16 protein-coding genes and 1 tRNA gene are annotated in these 17,266 nt (G+C 50.9%); 2 read left to right on the forward strand and 15 right to left on the reverse strand.

The window, feature by feature from the left end:
* Positions 1-165: 165 nt before the first annotated feature.
* Genes LCH85_15935 through fadR form a run of 3 tightly spaced genes read right to left on the reverse strand, consistent with a single transcriptional unit; the run spans position 166 to position 4,053 of the window.
* Positions 166-1,746, reverse strand: a complete 1,581-nt coding sequence (locus LCH85_15935) for a glycerol-3-phosphate dehydrogenase/oxidase (GenBank protein MCA0353484.1) — start codon at positions 1,744-1,746, stop codon at positions 166-168.
* Positions 1,743-3,344, reverse strand: a complete 1,602-nt coding sequence (locus LCH85_15940; protein ID MCA0353485.1) for an FAD-binding oxidoreductase — start codon at positions 3,342-3,344, stop codon at positions 1,743-1,745. Before LCH85_15940 ends, LCH85_15935 begins: the two co-directional genes overlap by 4 nt.
* Position 3,345: 1 nt before the next feature.
* Positions 3,346-4,053, reverse strand: a complete 708-nt coding sequence (gene fadR, locus LCH85_15945; protein MCA0353486.1) for a fatty acid metabolism transcriptional regulator FadR — start codon at positions 4,051-4,053, stop codon at positions 3,346-3,348.
* Positions 4,054-4,226: 173 nt separating this feature from the next.
* Between fadR and LCH85_15950 the strand changes: the two genes are divergently transcribed.
* On the forward strand, positions 4,227-4,961 hold the full coding sequence (locus LCH85_15950) for a hypothetical protein (protein MCA0353487.1): 735 nt from the start codon (positions 4,227-4,229) through the stop codon (positions 4,959-4,961).
* A 39-nt stretch (positions 4,962-5,000) separates the two neighbouring features.
* On the forward strand, positions 5,001-5,690 hold the full coding sequence (locus tag LCH85_15955; GenBank protein ID MCA0353488.1) for a hypothetical protein: 690 nt from the start codon (positions 5,001-5,003) through the stop codon (positions 5,688-5,690).
* Between the two features lie 201 nt (positions 5,691-5,891).
* Here LCH85_15955 and LCH85_15960 read toward each other — a convergent pair whose 3' ends face one another.
* From LCH85_15960 to LCH85_16015, 12 genes are all read right to left on the reverse strand, one after another.
* Complete coding sequence (locus LCH85_15960) at positions 5,892-6,671, reverse strand: SAM-dependent methyltransferase (protein MCA0353489.1); 780 nt, start codon at positions 6,669-6,671, stop codon at positions 5,892-5,894.
* A 12-nt stretch (positions 6,672-6,683) separates the two neighbouring features.
* Positions 6,684-7,073 carry a hypothetical protein gene (locus tag LCH85_15965; GenBank protein ID MCA0353490.1) on the reverse strand — a complete coding sequence of 130 codons (390 nt, stop codon included), beginning with the start codon at positions 7,071-7,073 and terminating at the stop codon, positions 6,684-6,686.
* 159 nt (positions 7,074-7,232) lie between these two features.
* Positions 7,233-8,741, reverse strand: a complete 1,509-nt coding sequence (locus LCH85_15970) for an O-antigen ligase family protein (GenBank protein MCA0353491.1) — start codon at positions 8,739-8,741, stop codon at positions 7,233-7,235.
* Entirely contained in the window at positions 8,738-10,360 is a 1,623-nt protein-coding gene (locus tag LCH85_15975) for a cellulase family glycosylhydrolase (protein ID MCA0353492.1), read from the reverse strand. The genes LCH85_15970 and LCH85_15975 overlap by 4 nt, the downstream gene beginning before the upstream one ends.
* A gap of 79 nt (positions 10,361-10,439) precedes the next feature.
* Positions 10,440-10,516 (reverse strand) — tRNA-Pro (locus tag LCH85_15980).
* Positions 10,517-10,747: 231 nt separating this feature from the next.
* The gene (uvrC, locus tag LCH85_15985) at positions 10,748-12,673 is read right to left on the reverse strand and encodes an excinuclease ABC subunit UvrC (GenBank protein MCA0353493.1); all 1,926 of its coding nucleotides are present in this window, start codon (positions 12,671-12,673) and stop codon (positions 10,748-10,750) included.
* A gap of 93 nt (positions 12,674-12,766) precedes the next feature.
* Positions 12,767-13,444, reverse strand: a complete 678-nt coding sequence (locus tag LCH85_15990; protein MCA0353494.1) for an acetoacetate decarboxylase family protein — start codon at positions 13,442-13,444, stop codon at positions 12,767-12,769.
* Positions 13,445-13,453: 9 nt separating this feature from the next.
* On the reverse strand, positions 13,454-14,206 hold the full coding sequence (locus LCH85_15995) for a hypothetical protein (protein ID MCA0353495.1): 753 nt from the start codon (positions 14,204-14,206) through the stop codon (positions 13,454-13,456).
* A 192-nt stretch (positions 14,207-14,398) separates the two neighbouring features.
* Positions 14,399-15,715 carry an MFS transporter gene (locus LCH85_16000; GenBank protein MCA0353496.1) on the reverse strand — a complete coding sequence of 439 codons (1,317 nt, stop codon included), beginning with the start codon at positions 15,713-15,715 and terminating at the stop codon, positions 14,399-14,401.
* 372 nt (positions 15,716-16,087) lie between these two features.
* The gene (locus tag LCH85_16005) at positions 16,088-16,441 is read right to left on the reverse strand and encodes a DUF309 domain-containing protein (GenBank protein ID MCA0353497.1); all 354 of its coding nucleotides are present in this window, start codon (positions 16,439-16,441) and stop codon (positions 16,088-16,090) included.
* The gene (locus LCH85_16010; GenBank protein MCA0353498.1) at positions 16,434-16,730 is read right to left on the reverse strand and encodes a hypothetical protein; all 297 of its coding nucleotides are present in this window, start codon (positions 16,728-16,730) and stop codon (positions 16,434-16,436) included. The genes LCH85_16005 and LCH85_16010 overlap by 8 nt, the downstream gene beginning before the upstream one ends.
* Complete coding sequence (locus LCH85_16015) at positions 16,708-17,202, reverse strand: zinc ribbon domain-containing protein (protein ID MCA0353499.1); 495 nt, start codon at positions 17,200-17,202, stop codon at positions 16,708-16,710. Before LCH85_16015 ends, LCH85_16010 begins: the two co-directional genes overlap by 23 nt.
* Between the last annotated feature and the right edge of the window lie 64 nt (positions 17,203-17,266).

Below are 17,266 nucleotides of genomic sequence, written 5' to 3' on the forward strand. Positions count from 1 at the left end.
ATAAGATTTTGTTCTTGCTGAAAATCAGCTATGGAGGGTTATGGTTCTAAAACCACAAACGGCTCGCATAATGGAGCCGCTTGTGGGAGAGAAGAGAGAGGAGAAGGTTTGATTTCATTATAGCTATCTCGGCGAGATTGTCAAATTAGAGAAGTGTTAACAAGCTTAATCTGGCAAACTATAATGCTGCTCAATTAATTGTTGATAATGCTGCCACCCGGTTTGCCAGCGTTGTGCATCCCAGCCCAACTCCTCAGTACAAATTGCTTGAATTTGGGCCTGATATTCAGCTGCGCCATGGGGCAACAATAGGCCTAAACGGCTGCGCCGCAACAGCAAATCGCCTACATTGGTCACGGCTTCATAGCGTGCTGCCCAACGGATTTCGGCCCACAAACTTGGTAAATCGGCGATTGAACGAAACTCATGGCTAGGCAATTCTTGCAGCATCAAGGGTGCTTCGGCGGCATAACGCCCCAACAAGCGTTGTTTGATGTTTGGGGCTAGTGATCCCGCCAAGCTACTTGGTGCAGGATTCAATCGTGGGGCATTCGGCCAAAGTTTGATCTGGGGCAAGTATTGACGTAAAAGTTTCAAGGCTTCGAGCGCAAGCAAGCGAAAGGTGGTTAATTTACCACCTGTGACCGTCAATAACCCTTGCTCTTGCCATAGCACATAATCCCGCGATTCTTTGGATGGATCGCTGGCTCCCGTATCGACCACTGGCCGCACGCCGCTCCAGGTCGAAATCACATCGCTCAAGCCCAACGCCAAACTTGGAAAAGCGGCTTGGGCTGCTTCAAGCAAATAGGCAACTTCAGCAGGGCTGATACTTGGCTCTTGCCATAAATCCTGCTCATGATCAAGATCAGTTGTGCCGACAATGCTCACGCCTTCCCATGGCACAAAAAACACTGGCCGCCGATCCCTGGGATGCTCCAAATTGATCGCTTGGGCGAGTGGTAATTGGGTTTGGCTAAATACCAAATGGCTGCCACGCAACGGGCGCATTTTGGCTGGAGCATGAATCTGCTGGCGCAGTTGATCGACCCAAGCACCCGTAGCATTGACAATCGCCGTAGCTTTGAGAGTTTGCTGACGTTGGCTGAGCTGATCACGCACAACCACCCCAACCACTTGCTCGTTTGCTCGAACTAACTGCTCAACCGCTGCATAATTTAGTACTGTAGCTCCAGCGGCAGCCGCTTCGCGCAAAATTCGCAAGACCAAACGGGCATCATCGGTTTGGGCATCGCTGTAGCGTAGGCCAGCCGCTAAGTTAGCATCAGCAAGGTAGGGCGCTTGTAACCGCAAATTGGCAATGCTTAGATAATGCTGTTCGCGGCGACGAGCAAGCGCATCGTAGGCCAATAATCCAGCCTGATAGACCCAGCGCTTGAGTGGTTTGGCCTGTGGTAGGCCAATTAAAAAGCCCAATGGCGCAACTAAACCAGGCGCTTCGTTTAAAAGCTGTTCGCGCTCAACTACCGAATCATAGGTGACCCGCACTTGGCCCTGAGCCAAATAGCGCAAACCGCCATGCACTAATTTCGATGAACGGCTTGAGGTTCCCCAAGCAAAATCTCGCGCTTCGAGCAACAACGCTTTGAGTCCTGAGCGCGTGGCTTCGCGCACTAAGCCAGCGCCCGTAATTCCACCGCCAATGATAATGACATCCCACGCTTGATCGAGCGCTTGCCAAGTGGTTTCGCGCCAAGTAGCGTTCCATTGCAACTGCGGATTCATTGGCCATCCTCGTATAATTTGGCGGGATTGAGCAAGCCCTGCGGGTCGAAATGCTGGCCAAGTTGTTGCAATGCGCCAATTCCCAAGCGACCTTTTTCGGCTTCGAGGTAGGGGCGATGATCAAGCCCTACGCCATGTTGATGGCTAATCGTGCCGCCTGCAGCCACAATTGCTTGGCTCGCAGCGGTTTTTAAGGCGTGCCAACGAGCTAAAGTTGCCTGCGCAGCGTTGCCAAGCCGAAAAGCATAGGTTGTGTAGATGCTTGAACCAGTTGGGTAAAAATGCGAAAGATGGGTGAACACATGGACTTGTTCGTGCTCAGCTGCCAATCCATGGCGTAAGCTATGTTCCAAGCCATGCAACAAGGGTGTAACATTTTCCCATGTCGTGGCGGTTTCGACCGTATCCACGCCATAGCCCAACTCCCACAGCCGATTGCGTAGATAAGGCGCACGAAAGCGCCCAGCCTGCCAAGCTTTGCCAAAGCTTTGGCCGATGTGAATGCCGCCATGTTGACGAACCAAGCTCAACACTGCTTGACGACTGAGATTAACTTGGGCTTTGCTACCAATAAAGCCAACTAACAGCAGACATTTTTCGCTGTCAACCCCGCGCAATTTCAAAAAGCCTTCGAGCAAACCAATCGCCCGCTCATGACCAGCCAAGGCGAGGTTGGTCATGGTTTCGGTCGGCGTGCTGAGCCGCAACATGCCTAATGGTAGGTTGGCTTGGGCGATTGTTCGCGCGGCAGTTTGGGCTTGCTCCCAGTTTGCAAAAAAGATTGCATGCACTACATCAAGCTCAGGAATTGGGCGAATTCGCACAGTAGCTTCGGTGATAATGCCATAACGACCTTCTGAGCCAAGCAGCATTTCACGCAGGTCAGGGCCAGCCGCCGAAGCTGGAAAGGGCGCTAATTCTAACGATCCTTGGGGTGTTTCAACCCGCCCGCCTGCCCAAAGTTGTTCAATTCGCCCAAAACCAAGCGATTGTTGACCACTAGAGCGGGTTGCAATCCAGCCGCCCAGGGTCGAAAGCTCAAACGATTGGGGAAAATGGCCAAGCGTAAAACCCAAAGCCCGTAATTGGGCTTCAAGATCTGGGCCTTTGATTCCAGCGCCAAAGCGTGCCAGCCGCGCAGTTGGGTTAATTTCCATCAGTCGATTAAGTTTGGCAAGACTGACAGTTAAAATTGGTCGTTCGCCAGCAACTGGATTAATATGTCCAGCTACGCTGGTTCCACCGCCATAGGGAATCAGGCTAACATTGTTGACACTAGCCCAATCGATCAATTCGCGAACTGCTTGGCTGGATTGGGGAAACGCCACGCCATCGGGAATTTGGCCCAGCTCGCCGCTGCGGGTAGCCACCAAATCGGCGAAACTCTGGCCACGAGCATGGCGAATCCGCAACTCAGGATCGGTGCTGATCAATTCGTGGTGTGGCAAGCGTGATGCTGGAACTTGGGCAACAAGCTCGGCCAAACGAACATCGCTAGGAGCCGTGCCAGCCCCAATTAATTGCTTGAGCAAGCCCAAAATACCAGCTTTAACCGGATACTCTTTGCTCTCATCGCCCCACCCATTCCAACGGCGCATATTATCCCCTTTGTGTATTATTGATATTCGCGGCTAACAATTGCCAAACGTTGATGCTCTGCTGCATGGCGGCTTGGCTGGCTTGGCGAGCTAAATCGGCATCGCGAGTTTGGGCAGCTTGTAACAGGGTGTGATAAAAGGCCGCCGAATGTTCGCGGGCCTGCGCTAGCTCAAAATAATCCAAAGCCATCATTTGGTAAAAGCCACGAAAGCCATTTAAAATTAAGGTATAAATTGGATTAGTCGAAGCGATCGTGAGTCGATGGTGCAATTGCCAATCGAATTGAGCGTAGGCTGCCGCGTTATCAGCCAATGGTAGGGCGGTTTGCAATAAAGCTGTAATCGCTTCGGCGTGATGTTCGATCGCCATGGCGGTGTAACTTGGCGCTAAATCCAAGCGCACTGCTAGCAATTGCGGCACAATTTGGGCTGGCAGCCCAGTGCTATGTTGCACCAAACTGCGCAATACGCCCAAACCGCCATCATGCCAAATATTGCAAACCATTGTCGGCTTGCCTTGTTGCACGACGAGCCAGCCATCACGAGCTAGGCGTTGAATCGCTTCACGCAGGGTTGGCCGTGTGACCCCCAATTGCACCGCAAGCTCACGTTCGCTGGGCAGGCTGCTGCCTGCGGCATAACTGCCGCCAATAATTCGTTTGATCAAGTGTTGTTCGCAATACGATGCAGGTCGTTGTAATTCGCTCATATTCACCAACTGGTCAGACCACTTACCAGTTAAGTATAGGGAAATCTTGAGGCTCTGTCAAGCGGCTTAGCGCTGAACACTAAGGAACTTCTCAGGCCTCGCCAACGTTATGGCTTTAAGCAAACCTTTACTATGCAACCAATTAAGCTAGTTTTATCCGAATGGAGTGTGTCATGCGTTGGATTTTTGGTTTTTTCGCCGCCTGTTTAGCCCTCTGGCAAATCTCGCCAGCCGCCGCCTGTAAAATGATGGAACCCACCCTCGATAGCGTAACCCAACAATCTGAACTGGTGGTTATCGCCACAGTGACCAAGATTGAAGGCAGTCAAGCAACATTTAGCGTCGAGGCTCCGATCAAAGGGAATTTGCCGCAAAATGATCTTGATGTGCTCAACCATCAAATTAACAATGGAGCCGATTGCCAACCAACCTTGGGCGATGGCGAGCGCTTTGCTGAAGGCAGTCGCTGGGTATTGTTCCTTGTGCCAACCACGCTCGACCCAGATATCACTTGGCAAACTGCCAGCTTTGGCGATTATGGGGCACTCAAAGTTGAACAAGATCAAGTCAGCTATACCGAACAAGGCACGCCGCAGCAAATTTCATTACCTGATATGGTTGAAACCTTGAGCAATTATGCCAGCCTCACCCCCAACGAGTTGGTTGATCCACTACCTGGCGGAGCAGCAGCACCTGCAGTTGAGCCACAAATTTTGCCGGCCCCAGCCCCTGAATTAATCGATACCGATCCGAATGCCAATCCAGTTGCCCAAGTTGATGTTGCACCAACTATTGCACCAACTTCTGCTGCTCCAAGCTGGCTGCCGTGGGTTTTGGTTGGCGTAGGTGTGGTTGCTGCAATCGGCGCATTGATTGGCTGGCAACGCAGCCGTAGTGCTAAACAGTAATCAGTATATCTGTGAGATAGTGATTGTAAGGAGGTTAACATGCGTTGGATTTGGGGATGTTTGATCATATTAATTGGGCTACTGCCGGCAACTCCTGCCGCTGCCTGCTCGATGATCGAGCCAACCCTTGATAGCTTGACCCAACAAGCTGATCTAGTAGTCGTTGCCACAGTCAGCAGCATCGAGGGCGATCAGGCATTTTTTACGGTCGATACAGCGATCAAAGGCTCAGTTGCCAGTGAACCATTGAGCGTGCTCAACCATGAAATTGATACAGATCCGTCATGTAAACCAGAACTTCGAACTGGCAATCGTTTTGCTGAAGGCAGCAAATGGGTTTTGTTTTTAGGTCCAAATCAATTCGATAGTACAGCTGTCTGGCAAACCATTAGTTTTGGCGATTATGGGGCACTCAACGTTGAGCAAGATCAGGTGCGTTATCGTGAGCACAGCCAGGAACAAACTCAAGCATTGGCTGATTTAGTCAGCACATTAACCAATTACAGTATGGCTGGCGTAGCGACTGCAACCGCCTTGCCAGCAGGCCAAACCGCTGAACCTAATGCGCCCAAACCCATGCCAACGGCAACATTCGATGTTGTACCAATCGCCAACCCACCGCAAATAACCGAGCCGCCAGCCAATCAATCGAGCACTATGCCATGGATTTTGGTTGGCATTGGCGTGTTAGCCGGAGTTGGCACATTGATCGGCTGGCGACGAAGCTAATAAAACTCAAAAGGCAGAAGTCAAACGAGGGATCAGGGGCTAGATGTTAGGGGCCAGGGTTTAACACAGAGGCGCAGAGCGTTAAGGCTTTTGGCTATTGGCTATCGGAGATTGATTTGAAATATCAACAATGATTTCGATAGCCAATAGTCTCATCCTTCGTGCTCTTCGTGTTCTTCGTGGTTAAAAAATTCCTGATCGCTAGCCCTTAATCATAAATGTGCCGTACATATCGCTTTGCTCATCGCCAGCTTGGCGATCGCCTTCAATCACCCATGTGCCATCAATCTCGTTCCATTCAGAGAGTCGCTGAAACCCAGGTTCGAGCAACGTCCATGGCTCGATAAATTGCTTGATTTGCTCGACAGTCCGTGCATAAATTGGGCTACCCATGGCTCTATACCGTGCGAGCAATTCTTGCAGTTTGGGGTTGGGATTTTCAGGCAGGGCAATCCACGAGATGGCAATTTGCGAGCCTGGCGCACACCATTCGTACAACCGTTGCAGAGTGTGGCTCAATACCTGATCATCGAGAAAATAGGAAACCCCAATCATACAAATGGCCAATTTACGTTCGCCAGCAAAATGTTGCTCGGCTTGGGCCAAAATGCTCTCAAGCTCAGCAATATTAGCTTGGTGATAAATGACGCGGGGATTGTTGCCGATAATTTCGCGGGCATAGGCCACAGTTGCCTGATCATAATCGTTGTACAGCACCAAGGCATCAGGGCGAATTTCGTGAATATAGCCTTGGGTCGGCAGGCCACTAGCCAAATCCAGATAGCGATTAAAGCCCAAATCGGCTAAACGGTTGACGGCAATATCTAGAAACCAACGATTCAGGCGGGCCCCATTTTCAATCGTCGGAATCATTTGTACCAAACGTTCAGCCGCCATGCGATCAACGGCAAAATTGTGGCTACCACCCAACAAATAATCGTAAATCCGCCCAGCATTGGGCTGCGATGGATCAAATTCCACGGCGAGCACTCCTTAACCTAAAGAGCGTTGTAACAATCCCACAGTTTGGCGAAAGCGATCATGCTCTGAGCGCACATGGGCAATTTGGTGTTCGACAAAGCTTTCGATCACCACTTTGAGCAATTCGTAGCTCTCGATTGCTCGTAGTTGTTCGCCATGGCGCAAATAATCGGCCTGAACTGCGCCAACAACCGCTAAAAGGCTCTTCAAACCAATGCCTTGTTGAAACAGCATGCGGCCCATTAGGGTTGCTGAGGTTGGTTGCTCATCGAGCAAAAATTGGCCAATTTGCATGGCAATGGTGTGGAGGCGTGGTGGTGGCAATGTGCCTGCATTGTGTAACGAATTGGCGCGGAGTGTCTCACGAACGACACTATAAATATCAGTGCTAGTAGCAGTCACGAGAAACGCCTCCTAAATCAGGGTGCTTGCCACTTGTAAAGATGATCAGAGGCTGCGTTGCAAGTTCAAGCAAAGTAAGAGCAAAATATTAAAAACCATTAATTAGAGACTATAGCGCAATAGTCCCATTTTTCAATAGGACTATTCTGCTATTTTCGGTCAATTTTGACCTTTTAGGGTGAAGCTATCGATCATCCCTAGGGTTAACCATGTAACAATTGCTAAATCGCTGGAGAAATAGCCTTGATCAACGCCGCCATGCAACCAGCCAGCCATCAAGGCCGCCAAAGCTGCCAAAGCCAACCAGCGTTCAGGCTGCTCGCTATGCCAAATTTGCCAAGTGCGCCGAACGCTCAGCCACGCCAACGCCGCAAAAATAAGCACTCCTGCAATCCCAACCCGCAACCACAAATCGAGCAGCAAATTATGCGGATGGGCGGTGTTACGCTCGGCAGGGTCGGCGGCAAGGCTTGGCTCGATATAACCCCGATTGAATTGGGGGTTGAAATAAAAATAAAATTGATCAAGCCCAATCCCTACAATCGGATGATCAATAATCATCGCTGTGGCTGAGCGCCAAATGCTCAAACGCGCCGAACTCGAATCGCCCGTCACATTCAAGCGTTCAGGGCCACTCAACGACGAATAGAGCAACAATCCACCAAGCACAGCGCTTGTGATCAGCGGTAGCCACCAGCGGCGCGGCAAACAGCTTAGACCAATCAATACTAAGGCCACGGCAAACCGCGCCCCCTTGGAATAAGTCAGCATCAAACTGAGTAGCAACAAGCTGCTAGCCCCCAGATAGATCAACGACCATGCCGCATATTGCCAGGTGCGTTTACGCCACCATCGCCAGCAGGCCCACGCTGCCGCGACGACCGCCAACATACTGGCGCGATCCATCCACAAGGCTAAATTATTGGGGTGGCAGTAGACCGATGATGTCCGTTTTGTGCCGCCAGAATCAACAATCAAATCGCTAAAGCACATGCCCGTACCATCAATCGGAGTCCAATCGAGGTCGCGCCACTGCAAAATGCCAATGATTGCCACAATTGCGCTGCCAGCCAGCAAACCCCAAAGCAACCAGCGCCGCACTGGGTAGCGTGGTTGCCAATACAAAATCAAGCCATACAGCAACAATGGCTCGATAATCATCCAACGCCATTCGCGCCATGCCTCGGCTTGACCTTCGGGCACGGCCAAAGTTGCCGCAAACGTAGCCACAAACAGCCAAGCCAAGGGCAACAGCAGCATGCGCCAATGTTCACGCCACCACGCTTGCCATGCGGTTTGGCGTTGAAGTAAGCGCCAACCAGCATCAAGCACCGTAATGCCCAAGACTGCCAACAGCAATAGCTCATGCAACGGAAAATATTTGCCATCAATAAATGGGTAGTTCCCATCCCAAAAGCCGCGTGAGCGATAATTGAATGGAATCGTTGCAGCCACACCAGCCAAGCCAATTTCGGGGCGCAGCCAAGCGAGCAGAGCAAATAGCGCCAACAACGCTAGCGCAAACAGCAAATTATGGGCAGCCGCCTCATCAATGCCGATCAATGGCACAAAGCGTTTGGGCCGATAGAGCGCCACAATTGCCAAGGCCGCCAGCCCACTCAGCCCAAGCGTTGTGAGGGGATGCCAACGCCAACGTGCAAGCATCATACAGTTCTCTTTCGCACTAGGACGCGATAAAAACGCTTCAGCGCTAGCAACAAACCCAGCCAAAGCCCAAACGGAATGCTGGCCCACAGCCACCACCAAGTGCGTTGTCGGCTAATTGTCAATGTTTGCCAATCACCGCGAATTGCTAGTTGATGCTGGCCTAGCTCACCACGAAATTCTGGCTCAGCAAGCACTTGGCCATCAACTACTACTTCAATTGGCCCAGCGCTGTGCACGATTAAATGCTCGCCCCACCAATTGGCGCTATATTCGCCTTGCTGCCAGAGCAAATCACTTGGTTGATAGCGACCAATCCCCAATTGCGGCGCTTGGGTTAGGTAAGCTTTGACAGTAGTATAGGCGGGCAATTCAGTCCAATCATGCTTGAGCAAAGCAAAGTGAATGGTCGGATCTTCGGGCGAGAAGTTGACTCCAGGCCGTAAAAACCAGATATTCATTGCCCCAAGCCAAGGCCATTGCTGACGCGCTCGTTGCAGATATTCCACCAAATATTGGGCTTTTTGCTCTTCGCTGACTGGCGGGCCATATTGGGTGGCAACCGCCGCGCTATTCCAGCCAAATTCGCTAATCCAAACCGCCTTATGAGCATCGCCGTAGCGCTCCATCACTTCGCGAAGCAAAACCACCCGCGTGACATCGGTGCGCGAATCGAGTGGGCGTTGCCAAAGCGTATCGCGACGCAACGAGCCATCGGCATTAAACAATGGCCGCACATAGCGATTTTCGGTCGCAGGTTGGCCAAGGCCATAACCTTGGGCCGTAAAAATATCAAAATAATCGGCGGCCCCAAGCTGATACAGTTGCTCCAAGAATTGCAGATCGTTCATGGCTTGCCAATCGAAGCCATCAGCTGGAGTCAAACTCGGGAAAAGAATGATCGCATCGGGGTTGGCAGCTTTGGCGCGGGTATAGCCAAGTTGCAACAATTTAAAAAACTCAGCAGGATCAGGATCAGCCCAATTCCACTCGTGGCCATAATTTGGCTCGTTCCAAATTTGGAAGAAGCGTATTTTGCCGCGATAGCGCTCGACGACCGCTGTCACATAATCGCCATAATCTTCATAGTTATCAGGTGGGCCAGTTGAGCCAGGGTCTTGTTGGCGTTTGGCGACCCGAAAACTGTCCATTGGCAAGTTTTGGCGTGCCCAGCTTGGTGGGCGGTCGAGCCGCACAATCAATTGCAAATTACGGGCTTGAGCAGCGGCGACAATCCCATCATATTTTGTCCAAGCTGAGATTGCATCGGTTTGATCGACCATACCATCGTCGTTGTAATCGTGGCGATAATCGCGAAAATCGTTTTTGGCGTGAATCTCAATATCTTCCCACGGAAATTGGACGCGCAGCCAATAAAACCCAGCGGCTTTGGCGGTATCGAGAGTGCGCGAAATAACTTCGGGTGATTCGAGGTGCAGGCTGGGCAAATTGACCCCGCCCTGTGGCACATTAGCCCAAGCAATTGGCTGATCGATGCTCGTGGCAACGCCGCGCCATTGCTCATTTTCAAGCCACGACCAAGCGGCGAGGCCGCCTGCGCAAACCCCAGCGATCAAAAGCCAAACCAGTGATTGAAATTGAAAAAATCTGCTTCGTTGCATAGCGCAGGCCATTATCAACCAGCGTTGCAGGCTTGTCAAAAGCCTAAAAACAAAAAATCACCGCCAAAACGGTGATTGGTGGTCGGGGCGAGAGGATTCGAACCTCCGACCTCAGCGTCCCGAACGCTGCGCTCTACCGGGCTGAGCCACGCCCCGACAACGCTTACGATGATACACCATCGCCTAGCAGTTGTCAAAGTTCAAATCCTAGGTTTGTTGCAAGATTGTTACGTTTGAGGATCGGGGGCTGGTTTCGATCCACGAAGGGCACGAAGGTACACGAAGGGCTGAAACCACGAAGAACGCGAAGATTCGCGAAGGTTAAGTTTTTAGCTACAATATGTTCTATGTTCTAATTTTCATCCCTCATAATTCATACTTCATCCTTTACAACAGCCCTTTGATCTCCTCGGCGGCTTTGCGGGTCATGCCGGGCACGGCGGCTAGCTCCTCGATACTGGCATTGCGAATGCCATCCAGCGAACCAAAGGCGTTGATCAGGGCTTTTTTGCGTTTGGGGCCGATGCCTGGAATATCTTCCATGGTCGAGCGGAGCATGCCCTTCGTTCGCAATTTGCGGTGATAGCTAATCGCAAAACGATGAGCTTCTTCGTCGATGCGCTGAACCAGATGCAAACCTGGATCGTTTTGGGCGAAAGCGATTGGCACACGCTGGCCAGGCTTAACCAAGCCATAGGGCAAGTGGCCTTTGGTATCGCCCTTGACCAAACCAACCACCGGAATATGCTCAAAGCCAGCCGCTGCTAAGGTTTTGGCGGCAGCATTGACTTGACCAATCCCACCGTCGATCAAAATTAGATCGGGCAATACGGCCCACGTTTCGTCGTTATTGGTTGGCTCGGCGCTGGCTTGCTCAGTTGGTTCTGGCTCGTCGGTTTGGCCAGTATCATCGGCGCGGGCAAACCGCCGTTGCAGCACTTCACTGAGCGAGGCTACATCGTTCGCACCTTCAACGGTTTTAATTTTGAAACGGCGATAGTGTTTTTTGGCTGGCTCACCCTGCTCAAACACCACCATACTGCCCACCGAATTAGTGCCTTGGGTATTCGAGATGTCGTAGCATTCGATGCGTTGGGGCAATTCGGCTAAATTCAATAATTCGCGCAATTGACTCAGCCCTGCTGTGGCCCGTTGTTCGGCGTTGAGCCATTGCAAGCGCAATTGATCGAGGGTTTGGCTGGCATTACGGGCCGCCAAATCGACCAAATCTTTTTTATCGCCACGCCGTGGCACTTGCAAACTGACTTTATGACCGCCCTTACTTTCAAGCCATTGCTCGATAATTTGGGTTTCTTCGGGATAATCGGGCAGCAGAATATTGGGTGGAATATCGGCGGCGGCATCATAAAATTGGGTCAAGAATGAACTCATCAAGGCTTCGGGCTGTTCTTCCTCAGTACCTTGCAGGGTAAATGGCTCCGAACCAATTAGCTTGCCACCACGAATGTAGAACACCTGCACCACTGCTTTGCCTTCATCGCGGGCAAAAGCAATCACATCTTGATCGCTGGCGGCAGTATTTAGCACTTTTTGGCGCTCCATCACCCGTTCGACGGCCTTGATTTGATCGCGCACATAGGCCGCACGTTCAAATTGTAAATCTTCGGCAGCTTGGTTCATTTTGGTTTTGAGGTCGCGCAAAATCGCTTCGGGCTTACCACTTAAAAATAAACGTACTTGATTAATTGCGGTGCTATATTCCTCGGTGGTGCAATTGTTGGCGCATGGCCCAAGACAGCGTTTAATATCATAATACATACAAGCCCGATTACGGCGCTCGTGCTTTTTGAACATATCATCGTTGCATAAACGAAAGGCAAATAATTTATTCAATAGCTCGATTGTGGCATAGACGCTGCTAGCTTTGGCAAATGGCCCAAAATAAATCCCACCATCTTCCAGCACTTTGCGCACTCGCAAAACTCGCGGCCATTCTTCTTTAGTAATTTTGATATAGGGATAACTTTTGTCATCCTTGAGCAGCACATTGTAGCGTGGGCGATGCTTTTTGATCAGATTCATTTCTAAAAGCAGCGCTTCTAGCTCGGTATCGGTGGTGATAAATTCAAAATCGGCGATATTTTGCACCAAGCGTCGGGTTTTGCTGGTTAGGCCACGCGGCGCACCAAAATACGAACGCACCCGATCACGCAGGCTTTTGGATTTGCCCACATAAATGATCGTATTGGCTTGATCGCGATAGATATACACGCCTGGCGAGAGTGGCAAGTTGCGCAAGCGTTCTTCAAACAACGCGTGATTGGCAATATTCGTATGAGATAAATCTGGCATTTTCGCACCTCTGTGCTAATTATACCGCATCTTTTAGCACCATGTTAAAAGCCGACCAGCCTGCTCTGCTAGTCGGCTCAACCCAAAAATAGATTAAACTTTGATCAACTCGCCAAAATCGCCACGGCCATGGCCCAAGCCTGAGATCGAATAGCCTGAAACCCCAAATTTGGCCCATGCGCCGCTAGCCGGAAAGAATGGCCGAATTTTGCGGGTTATGCCAACCGTGCCAGCAAAGCGAGCCGGAATGCGATACAGTTCTTGTTGATGCACAACCAGTACATCGAAATTCATCCCAGCATTAAAGCCATTGATCCGTTTGGGAATCCCTTCAAAGCTCAGCAACAAACGCCCATGTTGGTCAGCGCTAATGCGATCGCGATTGGGGTTGGTCCACGAAATACGGGCTAATTCTTTGGGTAAATGCCAAATATTGCGCCCGCCTGCCACCGATTGATCCAAATCGACGACTAGGCCGTGAATCCAAATTGCCGGGCGTGGCCCGAGCTTCAAAATTAGCCCACAAGCGGCCTCGCCGTAGTGCAAGGTCGAGCCAGTGCCATATTGACCAACCAACGAAAAAGCCAAAGTACGGCCAGTTGGCAACCAAAGTGGTTTTAGCGGCGCAGGTAGTAAATCGGCCACGGCGTTGCGTTTGACTGGATGAACGCACCAAACCCATGTGCCTTGCATAACCCATGGTGCTGGTGGATAGTTAGTTGTTGCAGCAATGCGGTCGGCTTCGACCGCCGAATCGTAGAGGGCGGACACGCTAGTACCTCATATTGCGCCAAGCAGCGCAGCAAATGGATTATCAGTCTCATCATCGGGATCATCGGCCACAGTTTGGCGATTGATCACCGGCGGCGCAGGCGGCTCTTCATCTTCATCAAGATCCCAATCAAGATGCAGCGGGCGATCGCCTGCCATATTAATTAATTGTTCAAGGCTAAAACGCCGAATGCTGATCTGATCGGGCCATTGTTGGGCTTCGTCAGGCTGCTCAATTAAATGGAAACGGCTCTGATCGCCGATGATATCTGCAATAGTTGGTGGTGGAGTGTGAGGTGCATCGGGGCTACGCATCAAGGCACTAACCGTCTCGGCAGTAGGAATGCCAGTATCGACCAATAAGAGCGTTGTATAAACTCGTGGAATGATCAATTGTAGGGCTACGCGAATGTCGTGGAGTTGGGTCGCGGCTTTACGAATGGTGTGAGCAGAACGGCTAGCCTTAACCTCAAACACATGGACACTGCGCCCAAGCTCAACCAAGGCATCGATTTCGCGATATTTGCGGATCGTTTGGCGGCCACTACGCTCATCATATTCGAGAATGCGCCGCTCGGAAAGCACTTGGCCTTGCTCAGCCAGCCATTCGCGCAGCAATTGTTCAGCCTCGCCGCCGAATAAATCGCGCTGGCGCGGTGGCCGAATCGCCCGTTGATTTTCACGAGCAAGCGTCATTTGTTCAACAAACGCCCGATAATGCGGGTCGTCAAACGTTGTGAGTCGAGCACGCACAAAACGCACAGTTCCAATCCCCCACTAAACTAGCTGTATGCTACCACAGAAATAAGCTCAAAAGTCAGAAATCAAAAGGCAAAAATGGAGATCATAACTATTACATGCGTTACCTTTATCCTTCTCATCAAGAGTCTCGTGGTTAATTCATCAATCTGGAATGCCACCAGCTGTTGCCGCTCGACAGCTGGTGGCATCTTTCTAGCCCTCGCTGCTGCGTGGCTCAGGTAACCGTCGCGAGAGCAATAATCCAATAAAGGCACTAGCCGCGCTAATCCAGAATAAGGGCAAATAGCCAAATTGAGCTAACAACACCCCGCCTAAAACCGGAAAGAAGGTGGCAATGCCCATCAACGTATTGCAAACCCCAACATAGACTGGGCGTTGTTCGGCAGGTGCTAGCTCCATCACATAGGTCAAACTAGCGGTGTTCGAGCCATCGACGCTCAAGCCAATCAGCAAAAAGATTACCCCAAAGACCCAACCTAAGGCTTCTGGGCTCAAAACACTGGCGAATGGCATCACCAACAAGGCCCAAGTTGGCACAGTGATAATTAACGCCCCAGTCAAGACAATCAACAGGCGATTACCACGTTGGTCGCCAATCCGCGACCAAAAGAGATTGGATAGGGCTGCTGAAAACACCCGCACTGCCAAATAAACCCCAATCATCCGTGGCGGAACATTCAATACCTCACGGGCATACAAAATATAAAATGGATCAGCCAAGCCACCCAAGCGCGTGACCATGCGCGAAAGCACATATTGGCGAAAGTTGCGATCGCTCTTGAGCAATACCGGAATCTTGGCAAACATCTGCTTTGCCGAAATTGCTGCTGGGGGATTGGTCGTCGGCGGCTCGGCAAATAGGCTAAACGAAATAATCCCAAAGCCAATCAGCACAAACGAGATAAAGAGCAAAACACCGTAATTGTGGGGAAACAGCAACGGGCTGGCGCGGCTCAATAGCCAGCCAACCAACGGGCTAACGAGCACAAACGAGAGCAAACCGCCAATCAAGTTACGCGACCCGAAAAACTTGCCACGCTGGCGAGCAGGAATCGTTTTGGCCACAACTTCTTGAAAAGCGACCGAGCCAGAACCACCAGTAAAGTTGTAGAGGGCATACCCTAGCAAAAACAGCGGCAATAGCACCCAGACTGGCAAACTGGTTGCATTCCAAACCACCAGCACCATCGCCAACCAAATAAAAAAGCGTACAATCCCCACTTGGCGATAGACTGGCAATTTGTAGGTCATGCCTTGCAAGCGACCAGCACTCAACAATTGGGGCAATAGCCAGCCGCCCGATTTGAGCGATGGTAACAAACCAACCACCCATGGCGCAGCACCCAATTCACGTACAAATACCGTTAATACCAAGTTCGCATCGCTAAATGCGTCGGCTAAAATAAATAAAACTCCATTGGCCACTCCTAAGCGCATGTTGCGGCGCAAAGTTTCTTCATTGCTCGCACGCGGAGCAATTGGCCGATGAAGTGCTAATTTCCATTGCATAGCACGTCTGTCCTTAGCAACAGGCCGTTTCCTGCTGCCTACAAAAAACGTCCAAGAACACAGCGTTCCCGAACATTTGCTTGATGTACGGAGCTGCCGTACCAGATTCAATTAGCGTTCATTCTACTGCGATGTGCTAGGCTATGCAAGTATGCGAAAATTGTAATAGTATGTAAGAATATAGGGGTTGGGGATCGGTTATCGGGGGTTGGGGATCGGCTGTTGGGAATTGGGGATCGGTGGCTAGGGGTCAGGGACTAGGAGCCAGGGATCAGATAATCAAATAAATCTGTGCAATCTGTGGCCAAAACTTAACCTTCGTGCGCTTCGTGTCCTTCGTGGATCAAGCGCCAATTCTGTTTGTGATGGATTTTAGAGCTGAATTCGTGGTACTAAATCCCAATCGATGCGGCCTTGGCCAGTTCGTAGATCAGCCGGAATCAAGCTGGCGCAGGTTTGAATGTATTCCCGAATCTGCTGAATATCGAGGTGGTGCTGGTTAGTTTCAAAGGGAGCCAGCATATCGTAGGCACTGGCAAGCAGTTGGCGCGGGCTATCGACAATTCCCAAACGCAATTGGTTGAGCGCTACTGACAGCCGAATCAGGCCACGATAGAGATCGTTGCGGGTGGGAAACCATAATTCTTCTAATTGCAACACTCCATCAACAAAACGCTCCTCGTTGAAGGCAACGATAAAGCCTTGCCAATGCTCCTGCTCATTCATGGGCTGCTACCTCAATCACAATCCCGCCGAAACGCGCTTCTCGGGCGGTGCAACGCTGTCCGTTGATCCAGCACTGATCAGAAGGATAGACCGATTGATCATCGCGATAGCTGCCAGCGCAGCCAGTGCCTAAAAAGCCCGTATTGAAAAACTCAACTAGACGGCCATGCTGATCAACCGCCAATGCCCGACAATCGACGCAAACATAGCGCGGATAGCGGGGCATTGGCTGAACGGGTTGGCTACAAATTGGGCAAATTTGCGAACTAGCGGGCGTAGTGTTGTTCATATTCTGGCTGGCGCAATGGTTGGCTGTTGATGCGGGTATTGGCTGGAGCTGCGCAGTATGGGCAAACCTGCCAGGTCATATCGATCACCCGATCGCAGTTGCCACAGTTGCGGCGCAAATGGGTTTGGCAATGTGGGCACAAAATAAAATCGGCCTGAATGCTGCGTTGGCAATTTGGGCAAACATGCTCATCCTCTATATCGCGGCGCATAAAGGTTTCTTCCAATTCACGCTCATATTTTTGGCTGAGGGTTTCGCGAGGGCGCACCAACATATATAACAACAACCCAGCAAATGGCAAAAAGAAGGCCATTGAGGTTGAAAGCACTTGCACCAAAATATCGTTGGAGCGGCTAGCAATATCGCGGTAAGTCCATACCAGCGAGGCAACCCATAAGAGCACCAAATAGCCCCCAACAATCATGCCAACAATTGGCAAAATGCTTTTAAGTTCTGCAATAATTTCTGTCATGTTCCTATGCTTTCCTGAAGAAGGCCTCGGCTGTTTGAGGCGATTGCATGGGTTTAGAATACTG

The organism is Chloroflexota bacterium, from assembly GCA_020161265.1.
Classification (GTDB): domain Bacteria; phylum Chloroflexota; class Chloroflexia; order Chloroflexales; family Herpetosiphonaceae; genus Herpetosiphon.